Source organism: Clavibacter tessellarius (assembly GCF_001618005.1).
GTDB lineage: Bacteria > Actinomycetota > Actinomycetes > Actinomycetales > Microbacteriaceae > Clavibacter > Clavibacter tessellarius_A.
On the sequence record NZ_LQXA01000019.1, the window covers coordinates 23,632 to 46,284 of the forward strand.

The 22,653-nt window shown below is 73.9% G+C and carries 23 protein-coding genes; 4 read left to right on the plus strand and 19 right to left on the minus strand.

Features of this window, described 5'->3' with window-relative positions:
* Positions 1-69: 69 nt before the first annotated feature.
* Positions 70-759, plus strand: coding sequence for a TetR/AcrR family transcriptional regulator (locus AWH51_RS04260; RefSeq protein WP_063070879.1), 690 nt, complete (start codon positions 70-72; stop codon positions 757-759).
* 132 nt (positions 760-891) lie between these two features.
* Here the strand turns inward: AWH51_RS04260 and AWH51_RS16430 are convergent, their stop codons facing one another.
* From AWH51_RS16430 to AWH51_RS04290, 7 genes are all read right to left on the minus strand, one after another.
* Entirely contained in the window at positions 892-1,059 is a 168-nt protein-coding gene (locus AWH51_RS16430; RefSeq protein WP_254654467.1) for a hypothetical protein, read from the minus strand.
* Between the two features lie 57 nt (positions 1,060-1,116).
* On the minus strand, positions 1,117-1,437 hold the full coding sequence (locus AWH51_RS16435; protein ID WP_254654468.1) for a hypothetical protein: 321 nt from the start codon (positions 1,435-1,437) through the stop codon (positions 1,117-1,119).
* Positions 1,434-2,537 (minus strand): helix-turn-helix domain-containing protein, encoded by a 1,104-nt coding sequence (locus tag AWH51_RS04270; RefSeq protein WP_063071028.1) that lies wholly within the window; start codon positions 2,535-2,537, stop codon positions 1,434-1,436. The genes AWH51_RS16435 and AWH51_RS04270 overlap by 4 nt, the downstream gene beginning before the upstream one ends.
* Before the next feature lie 89 nt (positions 2,538-2,626).
* Positions 2,627-3,346: a HEAT repeat domain-containing protein gene (locus AWH51_RS04275; protein ID WP_254654469.1), complete on the minus strand. Its 720-nt coding sequence runs from the start codon at positions 3,344-3,346 to the stop codon at positions 2,627-2,629.
* Positions 3,343-4,068, minus strand: a complete 726-nt coding sequence (locus AWH51_RS04280; protein WP_063070880.1) for an alpha/beta fold hydrolase — start codon at positions 4,066-4,068, stop codon at positions 3,343-3,345. Before AWH51_RS04280 ends, AWH51_RS04275 begins: the two co-directional genes overlap by 4 nt.
* 932 nt (positions 4,069-5,000) lie before the next feature.
* The gene (locus tag AWH51_RS04285) at positions 5,001-6,110 is read right to left on the minus strand and encodes a Gfo/Idh/MocA family protein (protein ID WP_063070881.1); all 1,110 of its coding nucleotides are present in this window, start codon (positions 6,108-6,110) and stop codon (positions 5,001-5,003) included.
* A complete protein-coding gene (locus AWH51_RS04290; RefSeq protein ID WP_063070882.1) occupies positions 6,107-6,913 on the minus strand; it encodes a sugar phosphate isomerase/epimerase family protein in 807 nt (268 codons plus the stop codon). Before AWH51_RS04290 ends, AWH51_RS04285 begins: the two co-directional genes overlap by 4 nt.
* 237 nt (positions 6,914-7,150) lie before the next feature.
* On the opposite strand from AWH51_RS04290, the gene AWH51_RS04295 reads away from it, so the two are divergent.
* Entirely contained in the window at positions 7,151-7,540 is a 390-nt protein-coding gene (locus tag AWH51_RS04295) for a VOC family protein (protein ID WP_063070883.1), read from the plus strand.
* Here the strand turns inward: AWH51_RS04295 and AWH51_RS04300 are convergent.
* The 9 genes from AWH51_RS04300 to AWH51_RS04340 all read right to left on the minus strand — a co-directional run bounded on the left by AWH51_RS04300 (position 7,537) and on the right by AWH51_RS04340 (position 16,968).
* Positions 7,537-8,280 carry a gamma-glutamyl-gamma-aminobutyrate hydrolase family protein gene (locus AWH51_RS04300; RefSeq protein WP_063070884.1) on the minus strand — a complete coding sequence of 248 codons (744 nt, stop codon included), beginning with the start codon at positions 8,278-8,280 and terminating at the stop codon, positions 7,537-7,539. The two genes, AWH51_RS04295 and AWH51_RS04300, sit on opposite strands and share 4 nt — an antisense overlap.
* Complete coding sequence (locus AWH51_RS04305) at positions 8,277-9,236, minus strand: FkbM family methyltransferase (protein ID WP_063070885.1); 960 nt, start codon at positions 9,234-9,236, stop codon at positions 8,277-8,279. Before AWH51_RS04305 ends, AWH51_RS04300 begins: the two co-directional genes overlap by 4 nt.
* The gene (locus AWH51_RS04310) at positions 9,236-10,030 is read right to left on the minus strand and encodes a methyltransferase domain-containing protein (RefSeq protein ID WP_063070886.1); all 795 of its coding nucleotides are present in this window, start codon (positions 10,028-10,030) and stop codon (positions 9,236-9,238) included. The genes AWH51_RS04305 and AWH51_RS04310 overlap by 1 nt, the downstream gene beginning before the upstream one ends.
* Entirely contained in the window at positions 10,027-11,217 is a 1,191-nt protein-coding gene (locus tag AWH51_RS04315; RefSeq protein WP_063070887.1) for an MFS transporter, read from the minus strand. Before AWH51_RS04315 ends, AWH51_RS04310 begins: the two co-directional genes overlap by 4 nt.
* Positions 11,214-12,437, minus strand: coding sequence for an ATP-grasp domain-containing protein (locus AWH51_RS04320; RefSeq protein ID WP_063070888.1), 1,224 nt, complete (start codon positions 12,435-12,437; stop codon positions 11,214-11,216). Before AWH51_RS04320 ends, AWH51_RS04315 begins: the two co-directional genes overlap by 4 nt.
* Positions 12,434-13,675 (minus strand): ATP-grasp domain-containing protein, encoded by a 1,242-nt coding sequence (locus AWH51_RS04325; RefSeq protein ID WP_063070889.1) that lies wholly within the window; start codon positions 13,673-13,675, stop codon positions 12,434-12,436. Before AWH51_RS04325 ends, AWH51_RS04320 begins: the two co-directional genes overlap by 4 nt.
* Positions 13,672-14,571: a diiron oxygenase gene (locus tag AWH51_RS04330; RefSeq protein WP_063070890.1), complete on the minus strand. Its 900-nt coding sequence runs from the start codon at positions 14,569-14,571 to the stop codon at positions 13,672-13,674. The genes AWH51_RS04325 and AWH51_RS04330 overlap by 4 nt, the downstream gene beginning before the upstream one ends.
* Positions 14,572-15,097: 526 nt before the next feature.
* A complete protein-coding gene (locus AWH51_RS04335; protein ID WP_063070891.1) occupies positions 15,098-16,531 on the minus strand; it encodes a hypothetical protein in 1,434 nt (477 codons plus the stop codon).
* A gap of 68 nt (positions 16,532-16,599) precedes the next feature.
* The gene (locus AWH51_RS04340; protein ID WP_063070892.1) at positions 16,600-16,968 is read right to left on the minus strand and encodes a PadR family transcriptional regulator; all 369 of its coding nucleotides are present in this window, start codon (positions 16,966-16,968) and stop codon (positions 16,600-16,602) included.
* A gap of 122 nt (positions 16,969-17,090) precedes the next feature.
* Here AWH51_RS04340 and AWH51_RS04345 point away from each other — a divergent pair, with 122 nt between their 5' ends.
* The gene (locus tag AWH51_RS04345) at positions 17,091-18,143 is read left to right on the plus strand and encodes an alpha/beta fold hydrolase (RefSeq protein WP_063070893.1); all 1,053 of its coding nucleotides are present in this window, start codon (positions 17,091-17,093) and stop codon (positions 18,141-18,143) included.
* On the opposite strand, the gene glsA is transcribed toward AWH51_RS04345, so the two are convergent.
* From glsA to AWH51_RS04360, 3 genes are all read right to left on the minus strand, one after another.
* A complete protein-coding gene (glsA, locus tag AWH51_RS04350) occupies positions 18,140-19,156 on the minus strand; it encodes a glutaminase A (RefSeq protein WP_063070894.1) in 1,017 nt (338 codons plus the stop codon). The genes AWH51_RS04345 and glsA overlap by 4 nt on opposite strands.
* A 310-nt stretch (positions 19,157-19,466) precedes the next feature.
* Positions 19,467-21,275 carry a RecQ family ATP-dependent DNA helicase gene (locus AWH51_RS04355; protein WP_063070895.1) on the minus strand — a complete coding sequence of 603 codons (1,809 nt, stop codon included), beginning with the start codon at positions 21,273-21,275 and terminating at the stop codon, positions 19,467-19,469.
* Positions 21,276-21,403: 128 nt separating this feature from the next.
* Entirely contained in the window at positions 21,404-22,480 is a 1,077-nt protein-coding gene (locus tag AWH51_RS04360) for a GTP-binding protein (protein ID WP_063070896.1), read from the minus strand.
* Positions 22,481-22,521: 41 nt separating this feature from the next.
* On the opposite strand from AWH51_RS04360, the gene ykgO reads away from it, so the two are divergent.
* Positions 22,522-22,644, plus strand: coding sequence for a type B 50S ribosomal protein L36 (gene ykgO / locus AWH51_RS04365; protein ID WP_063070897.1), 123 nt, complete (start codon positions 22,522-22,524; stop codon positions 22,642-22,644).
* Positions 22,645-22,653: the final 9 nt, after the last annotated feature.

The following is a 22,653-nucleotide window of genomic DNA, read 5'->3' on the forward strand; positions in this document are numbered from 1 at the left end:
GGAGGCGGCCGGGTGCGCGCCGCGCGTGACCCCGGCCGCCGCGTGATCCCCACCTGCGAGGATGGCGGGATGGCCAAGGACGACAAGCCGGCCCGCGTCGGCCGCCCCCGCGCGATGCCCGACGCCGGCTCGACGCTGAGCCCGCGCGAGCAGATCCTCGACGCGGCGGCGGCGCTCTTCGCGGAGTACGGGCTGAGCGGCACGTCCACGCGCCTCATCGCCGAGCGGGTGGGCATCCGCCAGGCCTCCCTCTACTACCACTTCGCCGGCAAGGACGACCTGCTCGTCGAGCTGCTGACGCGCTCCGTGCGCCCCAGCCTCGACGTCGTCCGCGGCATCGAGGAGGCCGTCCCCGACCGCGCGTCGGCGGCCGGCGCCCTGCACGCGCTCGTGATGGCGGACTTCCGCACGCTCGCCGACACGCCGCACAACATCGGCACGCTCTACCTGCTGCCGGAGGTGCAGGGCGAGCGGTACGACGGCTTCCGCACGCAGCGGCGCGAGCTGCAGGACGCGTACGGGCGGATCGGCACGGCCGCGGCGAGCGCCGACGTGCGCCGCACCATCGGGCCGGAGGCGCTGGGGGCCGTGCTGATCCAGCTGGCCGAGCTCGTGATCCAGCTCCGCCGCCGCGGCGAGCCCGGAGACGCCGACCGCGACGCCATCGCCGCTACGTGCCTGCGCGCATGCGGGCTGGGGACGGCCGAGATCGTGGAGGCGCGGCGCGAGGCCGAGCGGCTGCTGGCCGTCACGGCCTGAGGCGTCGGCGCGGCCCGGTCGCGCGGCGGAGAGCGACACGAACGACTCGTAGAAGAGCGCGCCGCGGGCACCCGGGCGGGTCTGCGTGATCTCGGCCATGGCGCGCCTCTCGTCGTCGGCGCCGGGCGCGGATCAGTAGTCGATGAGGCCCTGCTCCAGCGCGTACGCCCGGAAGCTGCCGATCGGGAAGGGCAGGAAGTACTTGCCCATGATGAGCTCATCTGCCAGCTGCTCCGTCATCGAGACCGTGAGCTGGCCGGCCCGGATCGCCTGGCAGAGCAGAGGGACGGTCGCGGTCACGCGACGCCGTTCCGACTCGGCGATTGCGCGAGGAGCGGCGTCGTCGAGCACCATCTGTCAGCCCTTCGTGGCACCTAAGGCGAGGACTCCGCACTCACCGCGGTTCCTCCCGTCGACTACGAGTCGTCGCTCGTAGCGAGCGAAGGCGGCCAGATGTTCCATGTCATCGGCACGATGGACATCGATCCAGTCCACGTCGATCACCATGCGCAGTTCGTGATGATCATCAGCCTGGGCACGCAACTCCCTGTCGACGGATTCCGGAATTACGACGCCTCTCTCGCTGGTGAGAAATCGCAGCGGCCCGAGCCAGCCCTGCATCGCGAAGTGCCTCAGCGGTCCGGTGTCGAAGACCAGAGGATCGCTCACCGCGCTCACGAGACGAACTTCCAGAGCTCGCCCTCGCTCCGGATCCTCCTCTCAGGGAGGTCCGATTCGACGTAGGTGCCCTGAAGGAGCTCGAGGGCACGGTCGAGACTGATCTGCTCATCCCGGTACAGCCGCAACACACCCTTCTCGTAGGCCGTGGGGAAACTCGTCCCCTCCATCTCCGAGGTGTCGTTCAAACCCCACTCCACGATGTCCGACTTGGTCGTCCGCACCCGCCGGATCTCATCGACCTCTCCGGGAAGGCTCAATTCGCTGACTCGCCGGGCGAGCGTCGCCATGTCGACGTAGAAGGTGGACGCCGTGATGACCGACGCCTCGCGGAGCGAACGGAGTTCCAGCTGGCCCCGCCAGAACTCCGGAAAGGTTGAATTCGGCAGGAGCATCGCTCGCGCAAAACGGTCCAGCCGCGCCTCCGTGCCGCCGCCGTCGCTCACGCGCCAATCCACCGTGTAGTCGTCCTGCACGAGGTAGTGGCCGAGCTCGTGCGCAAGGGCCAGCCGCCGTCGACCGACCTTGTTGCTGCTGTTCACCAGACACACGCCTCCGCTCGAGAGCCGGATCATCCCGGCGTCCGCGGTATCCACGCCGAGTTCGCGAGAGAAGGCCCACAATCCGATGCCGCTGACCCTCTCGACGAGCCGTGTAGCCGGATCATCCGGCGCATATCCGATCAGCTCCCGAGCCTTTCCCGCCAAGGCCTCGGCCTCGTGGTCCGACTGTGGGAGCGGCCACACACGTTCCCTCGGGTCGCGCTCTGTCGAGTCAGACGGGCCCAGTGTCCGGATGAAGTCCACTTCGTCGGCGATGTCCGCCAGGGCCCTGTCAATCCGGGAATCGACTACCTCAAGTCCCTGGTGGGAACGGTGGGACACGATCGCGGGCAGCGGCTCCTCCAGCAGACGAGCCATCCTCATGCCCAGGACGTCGGCCACCGCGGCCAACTCGAGCGCAGTGACCTTGCGGATCCCCGCCTCGATCTTGTTGACGGCTGTCCTGTCGAGACCGATGGCACTCGCGACCTGCCCCTGGCTCAGCCCGGCGCGTTCCCGCTCGTCGTGGATTCGTCGTCCCAACCCCACTGCATCCATGTGTGCCACTTTCGCACACCTCAGATCTCACCGCGCTTCTCATTCCAGATCGCATCCAGTCGCAACCGAAGCGTCGCGATGCGCGGAGGCTACGGGCGCGCGGATCCTCCGAGGTGCCCGCCGAACGACCGGCGGCGCGCGTCGTCCACCGCGTCCTCGAAGCGGAGGGACGGGTCGCGGAGCATCGCGAGGGTGGCGAGCGCGTGGATCCGCACCCGGGCGTCCGCCGCCTTCCGCGACCGCTCGACCACCGGGAGCGCCAGACGGCCGACCGCGACGAACGCGCGCGTGAGGCTGTGCTGCATCTCCGCGGATCCGCGGCCCAGCTGCGACGCCAGCTCGCGGAGGAGGAGCCCGGCGCCGGTGGGGTCGCGGTCGGCGTCGATCAGGCCGGACGCCGTGCGCCACGCGGTGCGGGCGACGTGCTCGTCCGGGTCCCGCAGCAGCTCCCGCCCGATCGCCGGCAGCGCGCGCCGGTCGCCGATCTTGGAGAGCGTGTGCAGCGCCTGGCTGCGCGCCTGCGGCACGGGCGACGCGAGCTCGGCGACCAGCGGCGGGATCGTGAGCTCGCGGTCGTGGCGGATGAGCGCCCACGTGAGCATCTCGCGCACGTTGAGGTCGGGCTCGACGCGGCAGCGGTGGATCAGCCCCTCGACGAGCGCCGGATGCGGCCGGGTGCCCGCGCTGAGCGCGGCCCGGAGGCGTGCGGACGGGTCGGGGGCGCGGAGGGCGGCGGCGAGGCGGGCGGCGATGGCGTCGTCGTCGAGGCGATCCGAGGGTCCGGGCTCATCCCGCGCGGCATCGCTCACAGCACGTCCCCGATCGCCGCGAGCACGCGAACCGGGTCCTCGAGCTGCATGTCGTGGTGGATCCCCGGCAGCCGCCGCACATCCCAGCCGGCGCCCTCGAGCTCGGCCGCGTACGCGTCGGGCAGCACCGAGGGCGCGTCGTCGGAGAGCACCACGGTGGACGGCACGGTCGGCGCGCTCACCGCGAGCGGATGGAAGGCCACGTCGCGGAAGACGCCGATCGCCATGCCGCGGTCGAAGCGCGCCTGGGCGGCGTCGAGTGACGCCCGCACGGCGGGGGCGTAGGCGGCGCGGATCCGGGCGGCGGCCCGGGCGCGCGGCAGCTGCGCGACGGCGAGGCCCACGAGCGGGGCGGCCCAGAACAGGCGGCCGCGGATCCCCGAGGTCGGCAGCGCGAGCCGGAACCCGGGGTCGAGGTACACGGCGCGCGCGGGCTCGAGGCGGGCGACGGCGCGCACCAGCACGGATCCGCCGAGCGAGTGCCCGATGACCGCGTCGAGCCCGCGCGGCAGCGACTCGGCGACGTCGTCGGCCATCTCCTCGATGCCGTAAGACCCGGCCCGGTCGCTCGCCCCGTGCCCGCGGACGTCGACGGTCGTGACGGTGAACCGGCCGGTGGCCACGAGCCGGTCGACGACGGGTCGCCAGGTCGCGCCGTCAGCCCCGAGGCCGTGCACGAGCCCGACGTGGCGCGCGCCGGTGGTGACGCGGTGCAGCTGCATGGGTCCAGTCTCCTCCCGGTGGGCGTGGGGCGGCGGGCGACCCGGAAGTGTGGTCCCGCCGACACGGTCTGCGGTCGTCGGAAGCGACCCTTGCCTCTGGAGTGGCTTCCCACACGGTGCTGTTGTTGGATACCGTCGGGTCATCACGATCAGCCCGCTCGCCTCACGGCTCGGGCTGATTTTCTTTTGCGCGTCGGAGGAGCGTGAAGAGCTACGACAAGGAGTGGTTGTCGCTCACGCAGCGGATCGCGCCCCTAGCTCTGGCGGATCCGACCTTTCAGACTGCGACTCCTACATGTACTCGCATCGTCGTGTATGCTTTTGCCAACACCTCTTGAAGTAAGCGGGAGTCCGGTAAATAGGCCATAGAGGTCAGATAACCCCAGGACCAGCTTTGCTGTGAAGTGCGTATTAGTGCCCAGGTACGGATTCCGTCACCAGGCAGCTCGCGGAAAGACCGCGGGTTCACACTTCGGCGTCGTGAGACACAGCTGCGAACACTCGAGTCCCCTACGACTTGAGAGCAACGTTCGTGGTTGCCCTCAGGACTCGCGGATCCGCAGCCGACTACGTCGCCAGACCAGTCATCAGAACCGGCGAAGGTCAGTAGGGAGTCCTCGCCAGTTGTTGGAGACATGGTGTTCGGCTTCGCTCTTCTCTCTGCGTCGATTTCGTCTGGATCGATCGCTCTCACGGTCCTCGTGGTAATTCTCGCTGTTCCCGTTTTCGTGGCGACTTTTGCCCGCGGCGAACGGCACGAGAACGCCATGAAAGTACTCAAGGTACTCACCAGAACGATGCGACGTAACTCTGACGAACCTCCGGTGGAGCGAGATCCTGGCTGACTTCTGTCACTCGGGGACTCGAGCACGCTATGCGGGACGGCCCCGCGTCCGAATCCGGATGCGGGGCCGTCGCGAGCGGACGCGGCGCTACAGCGTCGCCGCCGCCGGGTCCCAGTCCTCGGCGAGCGGCGTCGGCTTCGTGACGCTCGACGCGACCTGCACGACCTCGCGGCTCTCGGCCGCGTCGCGGATCGCGAGCAGCACGTCGAGCACGTGGGCCGCGACCTCGCCGGATGCGCGCACCGGGTCGCCGCCGCGGATGCTGCGCGCGAGGTCCAGCACGCCGGAGCCCCGGCCGTACGTGGATCCGGAAGCCGTCAGCGTCTCCGGCTCCTCCTGCCCGAAGCGCCACAGCTGGCTGTCGCCCTCGAACGTGTTCGGGTCGGGGAGCACGATGGTGCCCTCGCTGCCGGAGATCTCGACGAAGCCCATGCGCGGCAGCGCGTTCTGGAAGCTGAACGTGGACTGCGCCGACTGCCCGCCCGCGAACGAGATGAGCGCCGCGTGGTGCGTGGGCACCTCCACCGGGAAGTCGGTGCCGGCGCGGGGTCCGCTGCCGATGGTGCGCGTGGTGCGCGAGGTCGAGGAGACCGCGCTCACCGTCTCCGCCGCGCCGAACGCGTGCACGAGCGTGGTGACGTAGTACGGGCCCATGTCGAACAGGGGCCCGGCGCCGTGCGCGAACAGGAACTCGGGGTTCGGGTGCCAGGCGTCGGGGCCGGGCACGTGGAACAGCGTCGTCGCGGTGAGCGGCTCGCCGATGTCGCCGCGGGCGATGGCGCGCATGGCCGACTGGATCCCCGCGCCGAGCACGGTGTCGGGCGCGCACGCGACCTGCACGCCGGCCGCGCGGGCCGCCTCCAGCAGGTCCTGGCCGGATGCGTGATCCAGCGCCAGCGGCTTCTCGCTCCACACGTGCTTGCCGGCGGCGACGATCCACCGGCCGACCTCGGCGTGCGTGGCGGGCAGCGTGAGGTTCACGACGATCTCGATCTCGTCCATGGCCAGGAGCTCGTCGACCGTGCCGTGGTGCGGCACGCCGTGCTCCTCGGCGCGCGAACGGGCGCGGTCGAGGTCGATGTCGGCGACGAACAGGACCTCGAGGTCCGGCATCGCCGTCATGTTCTCCAGGTAGGTGCCCGAGATGACGCCCGCGCCGATGACGCCGACGCCGACGCGGCCGGTGCCGCCGGTCACTTGTCGTTCTCCTGCAGCCAGGCGAGCGATGCCGCGATGCCGTCGAACACGTCGCCGGCGTAGTCGTCGAACTCGACGACGCGCAGCGCGTGCGGGGCGGCCGCGAGCACGGCGGCGACGTCGACGTCGCCCCGGCCGGCGGGCTCCTGCATCTTGAAGGCCTGCGCGAGCTCCGGCGGCACGACGAGCGCGGACTCGGCGCTCGGCAGCACCTTCGCGATGGCGTCGGAGATCTTGCCGTCCTTCACGTGCAGGAACCGCACGCGGTCGCCGAGCTGCTTCAGCAGGGCGGGCGTGTCCATGCCGCCGACGGTCGACCAGAACGCGTCGAGCTCGAGCACGACGTCCGCGTTCAGGCGCTCCACGAAGAGCTCGTAGATGGGGCGCCCGTCGACCTTGTTCGCGAACTCCCACTGGTGGTTGTGGTACCCGAAGGCGAGGCCGCGCGCGGCGGCCTGCACCTGCAGCTCGTTGACGCGGTCGGCGATCTTGTGCGCGTCGTCGGCGGTCTGCCAGCGCTCGCTGGGGATGAACGGGTCGATGACCGTCTGGATCCCGAGGGTCGCGGCGGCGTCGAAGGTGCGGGCGGCCTGGTCGTCGTCGCCGTCGATGACGGGCGCGTGGCCGGAGGGGGCGGTGACACCGGACGCGGCGAAGGCGGCGGCGAACTCGTCGGCGCGCTCGACGAACGCGTACGGCTCGACCTGCGTGTAGCCGATCTCGGCGACGCGGGCGACGGCGCCCTGCAGGTCGGCGGAGACGGCGTCGCGGACCGTGTAGAGCTGGACGGAGGGGGCGGACATGGTCGCTCCTTTCAGGAGGGTGACTGGTGGCCCGACGGCCTCGCACGCTCCTGCCGTCGTCTGGACGGCTGAGCCACGATGCCCGCTGGGTGTCCGGCGCGGGAGACGCGCCGTGCCGTCAAACCTACCGGTGGTCGGGGTCTGAAGCCCAGAGGGGCGGGCGGTGGATCCCGGTCGCTGTGACGCCCCGGTGCCAGGGTGGACGCACCCGCTCGACGACGAGAGAAGGAGCAGCCCATGAGGATCCGGCAGACGATCGTGGTGCTCGACGCACCGGACCTGGCCGTGGAGAGCGCCTTCTGGGCCGGGCTCCTCGACGGCGAGGTGCACGTGGGCGGGGACTGGCACTACGTGTCCTTCGACGCCGGCTGGCAGATCGGGATCCAGCCCGCGCCCGACTTCGTGCCGCCCGAGTGGCCGGGCGAGGGTCCCCGCCAGCAGCAGCAGATCCACCTCGACTTCTACGTCGACGACCTCGACGCGGGCCGCGAGCGCGTGCTCGCCCTCGGCGGCCGCCTGCTCCAGCCGGCCGCGGACCCGACGGCGCCCGACCGCTTCGACGTGTACGCGGATCCGGCCGGGCACCCGTTCTGCCTGTGCGCGTCGGGCGGGGACGCCGGAGACTAGGGCCGCCGCCGCGGGGCTCCGCGCGCAGCGTCGACGAACGCCGCGAGGAGCCCCGACGACGATGCGTCCGCCTCCGGATGCCACTGCACCCCGACCACGAATCCGTCTTCCCGCGGTCTCTCGACGGCCTCGACCAGGCCATCGGCCGTGGTCGCGGTGACCCGGAGCCCGGGGCCGGTGGTCGCGATCGACTGGTGGTGGTGGCAGCGCACCCGCGCCTCCGGCCCGAGAGCCTCGTGGACGCGCGATCCCGGTGCGAGGGAGATGCGCGTGCTGCCGAGCACGCCGGGTGCCACCAGGTGCTCGTCGCCCCCGGCGTCCCGCTCGATGTGCTGGTGCAGCGTGCCCCCGCCCGCGACGGCGAGCAGCTGGGCTCCGCGGCAGACGGCGAGGACCGGGAGCCGTCGCCGGAGGGCAGCCGCGACGAGGTGCAGCTCGGCGTCGTCCCGTCGCCGCTCCGGCTCGCCGGTCCGGGGATCCGCTGCGGCCCCGTATCGTGCGGGGTCGATGTCGGGCCCGCCCGTGAGGAGGAGCCCGTCGAGCCGACGCACGAGGTCGTCGGCGGATCCCTCCCCCGGCGCGAGCGGCACCAGGACCGGCAGGCCGCCGTGCCGCGCGACGCCGTCGGCATACCGCGCGTCGGCGACGTCGGCGACCAGGTCCCACGCTCCGAAGGCGGCCCGCTGCCGGCCGACCACCACGCCCACGAGCGGCGGGCGGCCGGCCGTCCCGGACGTCACAGGGGCGTGCGCGTCGCGTAGAGGCACTTCATGGCGTACAGGTCCTCGGCGCTCCACGTCGCGGTGTCCGCGAGGTCGCGGAGGCGGGCGGGCGTGAGCGGGACGAGTCGTCCCCGGGTGCGTCGGAAGCCCCGGAGCTCGTACACCGCCATCCCCGACGAGACGACGCCGTCGAGGACCTCCTCCAGCGTGCAGTCCACGAGGTAGTCGGGCGTGTGCAGCTCGAGGAGCAGGTGGTCGGCCCTCCGCAGCACCTCCGGCATGCCGCGCAGCGCCGGCCCCTCTCCCCCGTGCACGTCCATCTTGATGACGGAGGGCCAGAACCCGTGCTCCTCCGCCCACGCGTCGAACGTCGTGGCGGGCACGCGGTGGCTGGCGTCCGCGACGGCCGGGGGTCGGCGTCGCTCGCGCAGCGTCTCGCCCAGGATCGACCGGGCGGAGTGGCGCGGGCCGTCGCCCTCGCTCGACAGGAGGACGTGGTCCTCCGCCGACGCACGGCCGCTGGCGCGGCGGACGAGCGAGCCCCGCACCGCCCCGACGTAGTCGCGGCGCCACGGCGTGAAGCCGTCCTCCGGCTCGACCGTGCGCCCGTGGAAGTCGAGCGTGCCGATCCGGTCGCTCAGGGCCACCTGCGCGATCTCGAACGAGGATCCCGTCCGCCGCCGGTTGCGTTCCAGGACCTCGACGTGCACGGGCTCGGGTTCGAACGCGACGACCCGGGTGGCGGGGCTGTGCCGGGCCGCCCAGCAGGAGAAGAAGCCGTAGAGGGCGCCGACGTCGGCGAAGGACGCGCTCCCCGCCCGCAGCGCCTCGTCGATCAGCGCCGCGACCAGGGGCTCGTAGGGCTGGCCCGGGATGGCATCGCGCGCGATGCTCCCGGTCGGGTCCTCGAACGGGAACGTCGTCCCGCGGACGGTGTAGTGGGTGATCGTGCGGCCCGGTGTCGTGGAGGTCATCAGGCGATCGCCAGGTAGCCCTCGAAGCACAGGTACTTCTGGATCGTCACGACGCTGCTGAAGCCCGCCTCGCGCAGGTCGGACAGGTTGCGCTCGGACGGAACCGGAGCCATGACCGACCGGAGGCTGCGAGCCTTGTTGTAGATGTCGTCGGTGTCGAAGCCGTTGAGGATCTTGTGCTCCTGGTACAGCTGGCCGATGATGTCCTGCGTCCGCGCGTCGGGCGCCAGGACCTTCTCGAACAGCAGCAGCGCGCCGCCGGCCTCGAGCCCCTCGCGGATCCGACGCAGCACGGCCAGCCGCCGACCCGGGGCGGCGAACTGCAGCGTGTAGTACATGATGACCGCGCCGGCGCCCGAGTAGTCGATGGTCTCGGCGTCGCCCTGCGTGATGTGCACGTTGTCGAGGTCCGCGCAGCGGTGCCGGGCCGCGCGCACCATGTCGGCCTCGATGTCGTAGCCGATCAGCTGCAGGCCGCGGCTGGTCGGCTTGTCCGCGAGCCGGTGCAGCAGCGTGCCCGTGGAGCACCCCACGTCGATGATGCGGACGCCGGGACGCGAGAAGAACTCGACGGCATGGTCGATGAGGAGGTGCCCCTCCCCGTAGAGCGGCACCGAGCGGTTGACGTGCGCGTCGAACTGCTCGTGCGTCTTCCCGCCGAAGCTCCATCGGGTGTCGGTGGCGACGATCCCGTCCCCGACGGCGATGTCGGCGGCGTCGTGCGCGGCGGGGACGTCCGCGACGGCGACGTCCCCGTCGTCCAAGAGCTGCTCTCCGGGGTGCGATGCGATCATGACGAGCTTCCTTCCCGTGGGGTGGTGCGATGGCGGATGACGGATGCGAGCACGAGGGCGGCCACGACGCCCACCACGGCCAGCCCCGCCATGAAGCGGGGGAGCGACCCGGCCGTCCCCAGGGCGGCGTGGACGCCGAGTACGGATCCCGCCGTCTCGCCGACGCCCATCGCGGCGGCCGTGAGCGTGAAGACCGCGGCGAGGCCGGTGGAGCTCAGACGCTCCGCGAGGTCGCGTTCCACGAACGGGAGGACGAGGCACTCGGCCAGGCTCACCAGGACGACGCAGGCGGCGATCGCCGCGACGTGCGTCGACACCGCGAGCACGCCGAAGCCGGTGGCGAAGAGCAGCGTGCCGAGCGGCCCGGACTGGCGGGCGAGCGACGGGAACCGGCGGGAGAGCCGGGCGACGGGCATCTGCGCGGCCAGGACGATGACGGCGTTGCCCGCGAACACCGCGCCGACCCACGCCACGCCGATCGTCGAGCCGACGACGAGGGGGAGCACGCTGGCGAGCTGGGCGTACATCGCGAAGGCGACGACCAGCGAGACCAGGGCGACGGCGACGTCGGGCTCGGCGGCGCGGCGCAGCGCGGACCATCGGAAGCGCTCGGTCGGGCCGATCGGGGCGACGGGCAGCCAGCATGCGACCGCGGCGCACGCGAACGCGGCGGCCGCCGCGACGAGCAGGGCCGTGCCCGTCCCGGGCCCCGCGAGCAGCAGGCCGGCGGCAGAGGGCCCGAGCGCCGCGGCGAGGTTGAGGGCCATCGAGAGCCAGGTCAGGATGCGCAGGCGGTCGTCCGTGCCCTCGGCCCGGCCCACGAGGTCCACCTTGATGGCGAGGACCACGGCCCCGTACCCCACGCCGAGGATGACGACGCCGACCCACGCGGACGCCGCCACCCGCTCACCCGCGGCGAGGAGGAGGAGCCCGACCCCGCTGAGCGCGTGGCCGACCACGACGGTCGCGCGGGATCCGCATCGGGACAGCGGTGCGACGAACAGGCGTCCGAAGCGCATGGAGAGCACGCCCGTCCCGACGAGCGCGGCGGTCGCCGTGGGTCCGAGGCCCAGCCCGTCCGCCGCGATGAGGCCGAGCACCGCCAGGACGCCGCGGGTGATGACGTTGGTCGCGAAGTAGAGGCCGAGCTCGCGTGCCGGCGGTCGATGCGTCGTCGCGGTGGTCACCCGGCCACCTCGATCCGCACGTCCGCCCGGACCTGCCGGACGAGCCGATCGAGGTGCTCAGGGTCGTCCGTGCCCACGACGACGAGCCCGGCCCGGCCGAACGAGTCGCGCGGACCCGCGACACGATCGCCCACCCGCACCGCCCAGTCCTCATGGAGGATCGTGCCGCCGACGAGTCCCGCCCCCCGGTGGATCGCCGTGACGGTCCCGGCGTGCGGTGCCACGACGCCGACGACCGCGGCAGCGCGCCCGGGGTCCGGGGCGGGGACGGGGGCGGGGGACGGTCCTCCGAGGACGTCGTCGAGGACCATGCCGAAGAGCTCGATGCCGGGACGCCGGTGCGCGATCAGGGCGTGGATCCAGTCGCCGCCGAGCCGCGCGTGCACCTCACCGCACACGACCGCGCCGTCGGCGGTGACCCACGCCTCCACGTGGAACAGGCTGTGCGTGAGGCCGACCGCGGTCACGGCTCGTGCCGCCGTCGACCGGACCTTGTCCTCCTCCTGCTCGGTCAGGCCGCTCGGCTGCCGGTGACCAAGCTCGACGAAGACGGGCGGCGCGGTCACGCTCTTGCCCGTCACCTCGAGGATCCGCGGCTCCCCGCCGAGCATGACGCCCTCGACGCTGACCTCCCGGCCGAGCACGTACTCCTCCACCAGGATCCGGTCGCTGAAGGCGGCCGCCGCGAGGACGGCCTCCGCGATCTCCCCCGGCGCCCGCACGAGGCGCACGCCCTGCGACCCGAAGGCGTCCCGCGGCTTCACGATCCGCGGCAGCTCCGCGTGCCGGAGGTGCTCGACGGCCTCCTCGACGGACGCGAACGCCTCCACCCGCGGCTGCGGCAGCCCGGCGGCGCGGAGGATCTCCCGGGTCGTGTCCTTCTGCCGGCAGGCGGCGACCTGGGCGGATCCGTTCCAGGGCGCGCCCGCCTCCTCCGCCAGCAGCGCGGTCGTGATCAGCGAGTGCTCGCGGAAGCCGACGACGGCATCCGGCGTCGGACGGCCGACGAGCGCGGTGCGCACGGCGGAGACGTCCGCGAAGTCCGCGGCGACGACCTCGTGCCGCGGGTTCCGGACGATCTCTGCGCCCACCAGGTTCTCGGCGCGGTCGACGACGAGCAGCCGGTGCCCCCGCGCCTCGGCCTCCATCGCGAGACGGCGCGACCAGTCGGCGACGTGCCCGCCTGCGCCGCCCGCGCCCAGGGCGAGGATGGTGCTCATCGGACGTCCACGCGGATCAGGGCGTCCGCCTCCCGGAGGATCCGTTCGAGCTCATCGCGGCTCCCGGCGGCGGCGAGGACGGAGCAGATGACGGAGCCGGTGAAGTCCTCCGGCGGCTGGCCGACGGGACGGCCGAGCGGGCCGTCCATGAACGCGCCGACCACGCCCGGCACTCCGAGGACCGCATCGAGGCCGCCCACGCCGTGCAGGTGGCCGGTGCGCGTCGTGAGGTGCTGTCGGGATCCGACGTGCAGCGTCGCCTCCCGCGCCGGCTCCACCGCACGGAGCCGGCACGCGGCGGCCAGGACCTCCGTCACGAAGTCGGATCCGCGGCTGAGGGGGATGAGGTGGGTGGTGATGTACCCCCCGGCCGTGCGCGAGTTCAGCTCGATGACGCGCACGTCGACGCCGTCGACCATGACCTCCAGGTGGATGGCCGTAGTGCCCAGGCCGAGGGCGTCGGCGACGGTCTGGGCGGCCGATCGGCACCTCTCGAGCACCTCGGGCGGGAGGGCCGACGGCTGCACCTGCTGCAACTCGAGGTGGTATCCGGGGTCGACGAGCTTGTCGGTCACCGTCCAGAGCTCCAGGCGCCCGTCGACGACGATGCCGTCGACGCTGTGCTCCGTGCCCCGCAGGAAGCCCTCGAGGACGAGCTCGCCCGCACGCCGCCGGAAGACCGGGTCGTTCTCCGGCGTGGAGTAGCGCAGCAGCAGCGCGACGGCCGCGTCGAGCTCGACGCGGTCGCGCACGGTGAGGATGCCCTTGCTCGCGGAGGCGCCGACGGGCTTCACGACGGCGGGGAACGGCACCGCGCGGGCGGCGGCGTCCACGTCCGCCACCGAGCGGATGGCGGCGAACGGCGGGACCAGGGACGCGTCCACCGCGGCGATCGCCTGCCGCGCCGCGTGCTTGTCCCGGGCGCGGGCCGCGGCCTCCGGGGCGTTGCCCGGCAGGCCGAGCTCCTCGGCGACGTGGGCGACGCCCTCGACGTCGCGGTCGCCCCAGCAGACGACGCCGACGACCTCGTGGCGCTCGGCGACGGCGCGGGCCGCCGCACGCAAGGCCGGGAGGTCGAACGTGTCCACCATGACGAGCTCGGCGACCAGGCCGGCCGGCACGGGCGGCGTGACGTCGGCCAGGACGACGACATCGAGCCCCAGCCGTCGCGCGGCCCAGAACGGCGGCTCCGCCTCCGACCGCGTCGGCCGCGTGTTGACGAACAGGACCGTGCTCATCGGGCGGCCTCCCCCCTCCGCACGGCGAGACCCGACGCGAGGAACGCGTCGTGGGTGCCCGCGTCCTCGAACACGTCGAGGTCGGCGAGGTAGCGCACGAGCAGACTGGTCGCCGCGACGCGGTCGGCGTGCACGACGTCGGTCGCGTACGCCCGGTCGAGCGCCTCGGCCGCCTCCGACCCGGGCACGCCGAGGCGCTGGAGCTCATCCCGCACATCGTCGATCTCCGGTCCGAAGAACGTGTCGATCATCGCGGGCACCTGTCGGCCGACCTGCCGCCGCTGATCGGCGTCGAGGCACCCCCACAGCTCCTTCAGGTACGTGGCGAAGAAGGCGTGGTGGCGGCCCTCGTCGCGGGCGTGGTCCCCGAGCGCATCAGCCACGCCGCCGTTCAACCCGGGGGTGCTGGCGACGTCGCGGAGGTTCGTCGAGATCAGCGTCTCCGAGACGATGACGAACATCAGCCGGAAGAGGGAGACGAGGTCATGACGCTCGGACGCGTCCAGGATCGCGTGCAGTCCACGGACGAGGGTCGAGCGCGGCATGCCGATCGTCCGGTCCTCGAGCCCCGTCAGCTCCTCGACCTGCAGCTTCACGTCGAACGCGACCAGCGAGTGGTGGCCCTCGTCGGTGTACATGCGCAGCGCGTCGCGACGGGCGGCAGCGGTCAGGGGGAGGCCGATGGATCCCGTGAACATGCCGAGCAGCACGGGGTTGACCACATGGGTCTCGAGGTGCGTCGTGAAGTTCAGGTACCGGTACAGATGCTGGACCGCGATGTGACGGCGGACCGCCGGGGACCATGAGTCGGCCGGGCCTCCCGCCGCGAGGACCGGGACCATCGACGGAGGGAACACGTCGTCGAGCTCGAGCAGGCGCCGCGGGGCGGACCGCACGGAGGAACGCTCATCCCACGAATCGAACAGCCGTCCCGAGCCGAACGCGTCCCCCTCGTCCAGCAGCCGTGCCGATGCGCCGCCGCCGGCCTCGCCGACCTCTTCCCCACCCTGCCCGTGGCCGTCCCGACCGCCCCCGCCGACGGCCCGTCGCGGGCACACGGCTCCGACGGCGCACCCCACGCTCAATCCCGCTATCCCGCACATGATCCGCACGCTCCCGCCCTCGTGGTGACCTCGCTCCGACCGCTGGGGCACCGGCGAGTGGAGGCGACGATACGAGCCGGATCGGCGGCTCGCGCGGGCGTCGAGATCGATTGACACATCCGATCTCGAGGAGTATGCGGCGTCGACCGCACGAGCGACGGGTCGCCCGCTGGACCATCGGGGTGGGCTCCTCGGGGATGAGGTGCACGCAGCCGACGACCGGCTCTCCGCTTCGACGTGTCCGCGGATCCGGCGGGGCACCCGTCCTGCCTGTGCCTGTCGAGCGGGGATGCTGCGGCCTGAGGCGGACCGCGACGGGCTAGGCGGGCTGCGGCCGCCGGGGTGCCCGCGCGCCCCGTGACACGAGGACGGCCGTGACGACGCCGAGCACCGGCGCGAGGAAGGGGGCCGTGACGGCGATCGTCATGCCGAGGACAGCGGCGACGCCGATCGCGATGCCGACCGCCATCACCGCGCGGAGCAGGCGCCCGCGGGGCAGCACCGGGATCAGGAGGGCGGCTCCCGCCACGCCCACGAACCCAGCGGCGAGCGGCAGGAGCCGACCGGATCCGGCGTCCGCCCCCGATGCCACGTGACCGACGACGACGGTCGCGAGCGCCGCGCCCAGGGCGACGGTCGCGGGGATGACCACGCCGCCCAGCCGCGGCCGGAGCGCCGCCGCTCCCGCGACGATCGGCAGGAGCGCGACGTTCGACCCCGCCGCGAGGCCCATACGCATGGCGTCCGTCGCGTCGCCGACCGCGGGCAGCCAGGCGCTCCCCGTGAGCGCGAAGGCGGCGCAGGCGAGCCCGAGGGCGGATCCGACGAGCGACGTGATCACGACGGCCCGGCGACCGGAGGCCGACAGCGGCGCACGGGCGGCGGGCGCAGACCCGGGTCCGGCTGCCGTGCGGGCGCCACCGCGCCCGCCCGAGCGCGACCGGGACCGGGACCGCGACCGCGACCGCGACCGCGACCGCGACCGCGACCGCGCCGACGCGATCAGCGCGGCGATGGCGAGCGCCCACGCGCCGGAGGACAGGGCGACGAGGCCCACGAGCAGCGCCCCGGGCAGGGCGACGGCCACCGCGACGATCCAGCGGGCGACGGCCGAGCGGATCCGGAGCAACCCCGCGAGCACGACCGCCAGTGACGCCGCCCCGAGCAGCCAGGAGGCGAGCGTCAGCTCGGCGAACGCGGAGGCGAACGGGCTGAGCCGCACGCCCGCGTCGGCTTCGTCGAACCCGACCGACCACGATGCGGCGGCGAGACCGCCGAGGATCCAGGAGGGCACGGCGAGCGCCGCCGCCGCGAGCGCCGACTCGGCCCGGAGCCCCCCGGACCGGCCCATGAGCCCGAGCAGCGCGACCGTCGCGAGGAGGGCGCCGGCCCACGGCATCGCCAGGAGCACGGGCGATCCGGGGAGCACGGACGAGAACGCGGCCGCCGGCAGCGCCACGGCGAACAGGAGCGCGACCGTCGCGAGCACGAGGATCGCCCGCGGAGTCATCCGCTCGAGCAGCCCGTGGGCGCGGAGGGACCACGCCTCGCCGCGGGAGGGGATGCGGCGTCCCTCGGCGTCGGCGTGCTCCTCGAGGGTGTCGAGCATCACGTCCCCGTCGGCCCGGCGCCAGGCCGCGGGGTACCAGCGGAGGAGCCGTGCGTAGGCGGCGCGGCGGTCGGAGGCGGCGGGGCGGTCCGCGGCGCGGCGGTCATCGGCGCGGCCGTCGTCGTCGCGCGGGCCGCGGCTCACGTGCGGATCCCGGCCTGCGCGCGGGTCGCGGCCTGCGCGCGGATCGCGGCCTACGCGCGGATCGCGGCTCACGCGGGCGCCGCCGTCGCGGTGGCGCGCGGGGTCGCGACCCGGCGCGGCCGGGCGGGCGCGGAGGCGGCGGCGATGCTCGCGCGGGCGGCCGCGGCCCGGGCCTGGAGGCGGTCGGCCTCCTCCTGCAGCTCGCCCCGGCCGGCGTCGGTGATCTCGTAGTAGCGCCGGGCGCGGCCGTCGACGACCTCCTCGCCCGCCGCGCGGATCCGCCCCTCCCGCACGAGCCGGTCGAGCGACGCGTAGAGCGTGGTCACCCGCAGCGTCACCTCCCCGTCGCTGAGGCGCGCGACGTCGGCGAGCACGGCGTACCCGTGGCGGCGTCCGGCGGCGAGCGCGGTGAGGATCCAGAAGGCGGTGGCGGTCATGGGCGGGACTATACCCACTACGGAAACATGCGTACCGGATCGACAGCCGAGGCACGCGGGGATGCGCGGCGCGCGTGCCCTAGCGTGGGGGCGGCGGACGGACCCGCCGCAGGAGGCACCGGATGACGCAGCGCGGCCGCCCCGGCACCACCGTCCGCGTCACCCGCATCGTGCACCGCGGCCTCACCGTGCGGATCAGCACGCTCGGCACGCCGGACGACCGCGCCTTCGTGCTCGTCCCCGGCATCGGCGTGAGCTCCGACTACTTCGAGCGCCTCGCCCCGCACCTCGACGAGCGCGGCACCGTGCACGCGCTCGACCTGCCGGGCTTCGCGGGCGTCGCTCACCCGGGCCGCGCGCTCGCGATCCGCGACTACGCCGACCTCGTGGGCGCCGCGATCGACGCGCTCGGTCTCGACGACCCCGTGCTCGTCGGCCACTCGATGGGCACGCAGGTGGTGGCGGACCTCGCGGCCCGGCGGCCCGGGATCAGCACGGTCGTGCTCATCAGCCCGGTGGTGGACCCGGCCGCGCGCTCGGTGCCGCGCGCCGCCCTCCGCTTCCTGCGCTCCTCGGTGCGCGAGCCGAGCCGGATCAAGGTGCTCGCCGTCCGCGCGTACCTCGTCTGCGGCGTGCGCTGGTTCCTCCGCGTGCTGCCGCGGATGATGTCGTTCCCGATCGAGGCCCGGCTGCCCGAGATCCGCGCGAGCACGCTCGTGATCCGCGGCGAGCACGACGCCGTCGCCCCGCGCGCCTGGGTCGAGGAGATGGGCCGGCTGCTGCCGCGCGCGCGGCTGTGGGAGATCCCGGGCGCCGCCCACTCGGTGATGCACGCGCACGCCGACGAGGTGGCCCGCCTCTGCCTCGCCCACCTCGAGCGGCGGCCGGGCGACGGCTCCTCCACCGAGGACGCGTCGGCCGAGCTCCGCCGCTACCCGGAGGGCGAGGAGCAGCCGGACGAGGAGCACGCGGACTTCGCGCCGACGCTCCGCGACTCGATCCGCGGGATCCGCGCGCAGGTGGCCGAGGGCCTCGCGATCCGCCGCGACGACGACGCCGCGATCGGCCGCGCCAAGACCGCGCACGCGGAGGCGATGGCGGATGCGGCGGAGCGGGCCCGGCGGCGGGCGCGGCGCGCTGCGGGCGCCGGCGGTCGGGCCGGGTCGCGCCGCTAGAGCGATCCGGCGTCCGAGTCACGCGCGCCGCCGGCGAACCCGAACGCGTGCAGCCCCAGCCCGTCCGCGAGCCCCTGCGCGAGGCGCGCGCCGCGCACGCTCGTGCCCTGGTCGTCGAGCGGCGGGCTGAACACGGCGGCGCCGAGGCGGTCGGGCGCGGAGAGGACGATGGCGCCGGAGACGCTCGACTTCGCGGGCACGCCGACCCGCCGCATCCACCGGCCGGAGCCGTCGTAGACGCCGCAGGTCGCCATCACCGAGACGACGTCGCGCGCCACTGCCCGGGAGACCACGCGTGACCCCGTCGACGGGTCACGACCTCCGCAGGCGAGCGTCGCGCCCATCGCGGCGAGCGACTCCGCGGTCACGAGCACGGCGCACGCCCGGACGTAGGCGGCCACCGCGTCGTCGGCCGAGACGTGCAGCGTGCCCTCCGAGCGCATGAGGTGGGCGAGCGCGTGGTTGCGGTCGCCGAGGAGCCGCTCGCTCTCCGCGACCTCCTCGTCGACCTCGAGGTCGCGTCCGGCGAAGGCGCTGAGTCCCTGGAGGATCCGCTGCGTGCGCTCCTCGAGGGTGGATCCGCGCACGAGGCTCGCCGTGAGGATCGCCCCCGCGTTCACCATCGGGTTCGGCGGCCGGCCGGTGCCGCTCTCCAGCTTGATCGCGTCGAACGACTCGCCCGTCGGCTCGATGCCCACGGCGTCGAGCGCGTCGCCTGAGGTGTCGGCGAGCGCCAGCGCGAAGAGGAAGGGCTTCACCGCCGACTGGATGGAGAAGGGGTGCGCGCTGTCGCCGGCCGCGTGCGTGCGGCCGTCGGGTGTGACGACCGCGATGCCCGCGAGCGACGGATCCGCGTCGGCCAGCTGCGGGATGCTGTCGTCGACCACGCCGCCGTCGTCCTCCGCGACGCCCGCGAGCAGCCGGTCGACGTCGAGCGCGTGGGCGGCGTCGTGCCGGGCATCGCGCGGGGCGTCGTGCCGGGCATCGTGGGCGGCGGATCCGGGAGGCGTCATCCTCCGAGCCTGCCAGCGGCCGCCTCGCGCGACCGGGCGGGCCAGCGCCGCGCGTCCGGCCGGGGCCGCGGTGCCGCTCGGGAACGGCACCGCGGGAAGGGTGTGGCCCGGCCTCCGTGCACGGAGGGCCGGGCGGTCGAGCTCGTCTCCCCCCGGAGACGTCGACCCCCGCGAGATGTCCCACCCGAAGGGCCCATCCCGCTGATGACAACGTAGGCCAACGCCGATATCCATGCATCTGCATCGACGCTATGCGGCTACTCCGACCGGTCAGCCGACGTCGCCCCGATGCGCGCCCGAGACCCGCCCCTCACACCGGCTGCAGCAGCGCCCCCTCCGCCACGAGCTTCCGCGACAGCACGCGGTACCCCTCCTTCTCGAAGAAGACGGTGATCCGGTCGTCCTCGGCGCTCATGACCGTGCCCGGCCCCCACTCCGCGTGGGTCACGGCGGACTGCGGCGAGAACGGGTCGTCCGCGGGAGCGTCCACGCCGTCGGCGACCGCCGCCCCCATCGCCTCCTCGTGCGCGTCGTCCTCCGCGAGCCGGTCGCACGCGTCGCAGTTGCCGCAGCGCTCCGGCGACTCCTCGCCGAAGTAGCCGAGGAGGAACTGGCGGCGGCAGTGCGGCGCCTCGGCGTAGCCGCGCATCATCTCGAGCCGCGAGACCTCGATCCGCTCGCGCTCCGCGGCCACCTCCTTCGCCCGCGACGCGGCCTCGCGCGGATCCAGCTCCTCGCGCACGAACGCGCCGTCGTGGGCGGATCCGAGCACGCCCGCGTCCACGAGCAGGTTGAGCACGCCGCCGACCGTGCGCGGCGACATGCCGGCGCGCTCGGCGACCGCCGCGGGCCGCACGGGCCCGTCGACGCCCGCCACCGCGACCGCCGCGTACACGTCGCGGAGGCTCGCGGGCTTCGGCGTGCGCGCCGCGAAGAACCGGCGGAGCCCGAGGTCCTCGGCCCGGTAGTGCAGGATCCCGACGGCCGGCTCCCCATCGCGCCCCGCCCGCCCGACCTCCTGGTAGTACGCGTCGACCGACTCGGGCGGCGCCGCGTGGATCACGTATCGCACGGTCGGCTTGTCGATGCCCATGCCGAACGCGCTCGTGGCGACCACCACGTCCACGTCGTCCTCGTGGAACGCCTGCTGCACGCGCTCGCGCTCGGCCGCCGGGAGGCCCGCGTGGTACGCCGCGGTGCGCAGCCCCGCCGCCTGGATCTCCTCGGCGTACTGCTCCGCGTCCTTCCGCGTCGCCACGTAGACGAGGCCCGGCTGCGTCTGCTCCACGACGTGGGCCGCGATCGCGCGCCGCTTCTCCGCCTCCTCGGTGTGCCGTCGCACCTCGAGCCGGATGTTCGGCCGATCGAAGCCCGAGGAGAGCACGAACGGGTCGCGGAGCCCCAGGCGCTCCTCGATCTCGACGCGGATCGGCGTGGAGCCCGTCGCCGTCATCGCCACGGTGGGCGGATGCCCGAGCGCGTCGACCACGCCGCCGAGCCCCAGGTAGTCGGGCCGGAAGTCGTGGCCCCACGACGCGACGCAGTGCGCCTCGTCGATCACCACGAGCGACACCCCGCGGGCCACGAGCCGCGCGACGACCTCGTCGCGCGCCAGCTGCTCGGGCGTGAGGAACACGATCCGCGCGCCGGGCTCCTCCACCGTGGCCCACGCCTCGTCGAGCGCCGTCCCGCGGATCGTGCTGTTGATCACGCGCGCGGGCGGCGCGGCCGGCGCGTCCTCGAGGTTCTGCACCTGGTCGGCCTGCAGCGCGATGAGCGGCGAGACGACGACGGTCAGGCCCTCCATCAGCACGGTGGCGACCTGGTAGATGGCGGACTTGCCGTAGCCCGTGGGCATCACGACGAGCGCGTCGCGGCCGCGCACGAGCGGGCCGATGGTGCGCACCTGGCCGTCGTGCAGCTCGTCCCAGCCGAACGACTCGCGGGCGACGCGCAGCGCGTCCTCGGGCTCCGGGCCGGGCGCGGGCTCCGGGACCATGGCGGGGTCCTCGGCGGCGGGCGGCACGTCGGCGGGCCGGTCCTCGGCGGCATCGGTCCGGTGGTCGGTGCGGTCGTCGGTCGTGCGGGTGCTGCCCTCTGCGGCGCGGTTCTGCTTCACCTCCCCACTGAACGCCGGAGGTCGAGCAGTGCCCAGGTGCGCGGATCCGCTCTCGGCTGGCCGTCACCATCGCCCGGCTTCCGGGCGCGCCGCCGCGGCCCGGCGACCCCCGGAGCCGGTCGCGGAGCTCAGCCCGCGTCGACCCGCGGGAACGGATCCGCGTACCGCGCCCACGCGTCGGGCCCGGCCGCGAGCTCCGCCGGCGTCAGCACGGCCCGCCCGATCGCGCGCCGCAGCACGGCCGGCCGTAGCCCGATCCCGAAGAACGCGATCTCCGTCCCGACGGGCGCCCCCTCGGTCCACGGGTCGATCCCGGTCGGCTGCAGCGTGAGCATCGACCCGACGCTCGACCAGCCGCCCACCTCCCCCGGCCGCGACGCGAGCGACACGAAGCCCTTGGAGCGCAGCACGAGCCCGGCGCGGTCGGGCCGCAGCTCCTCCTCCACCGCGTCGGCGAGGCGCTGCGGGTGCAGGGGCCGCGGGTCCCCCACGACGACGGATCCCACGGGTCCCGTCAGCCGCTCGAGGTCCGCGGGACGCTCGGCGACGCCCGCGGCGGTCAGCTCGCGCATCCACCCGGCCGAGGCGGCGAGGCCGGCGACGTCGCCCCAGCGCGGCAACCGGTCGAGGGCCAGCGGGCGGCGCGCGTCGAGCACGGTCGCCCGCGGCGCGAGCCGCCGCACGAGCGCGACGACGAGGCCGCGCGCCTCCTGCGGCACGCGCGCCATGCCCGTGAGCACCACGACGGTCGCGTACTCCACGAGATCGACGAGGGTCTCCGCCTCCGCGAACGCGTCTTCCACGCGGCCGAACCCGATGACGTGCAGGCGGTCGGCGGGCACGACCGAGACCACGTGGCGCAGCCCGAAGCCGGATCCGATCCCGCCGAGCGCGCGCTGCAGCCGCCGCTCCTGGCGGAGGAGGAGGTCGAGGCCCATGCCGGTCGCGCGGGCGTCGGAGGTGGCGGGGATCCCGACGACGGCCTCGGTGCCCGGCCCCCGCTCGGCGAGGTCGTCGAGGAAGCGCGCGATGGGCTCGACCGGATCCGCCTCCTCGGGCGGCAGGACGAGGAGCGAGGCCGCGGAGCCGTCGACGGCGTCGCGCAGGACGGAGCGGAGCGCGGATCCCTCGCCGACGACGAGCACGACGCCGGACGGCGGCTGGGGCTGCGGGTGCACGGGGGTGGATCGGTCGCGAGCGGGCATGCCGCTAGTCTATTGAGAATAGTTCTCATGAAAGGACCACCATGAAGGTGCGCAACTCGATCAAGGCCCTGAAGAAGCTGCCCGGCGCGCAGGTCGTGCGCCGACGCGGCCGCGTCTTCGTCATCAACAAGAAGAACCCGCGGAACAAGGCCCGCCAGGGCTGATCCGCCGCC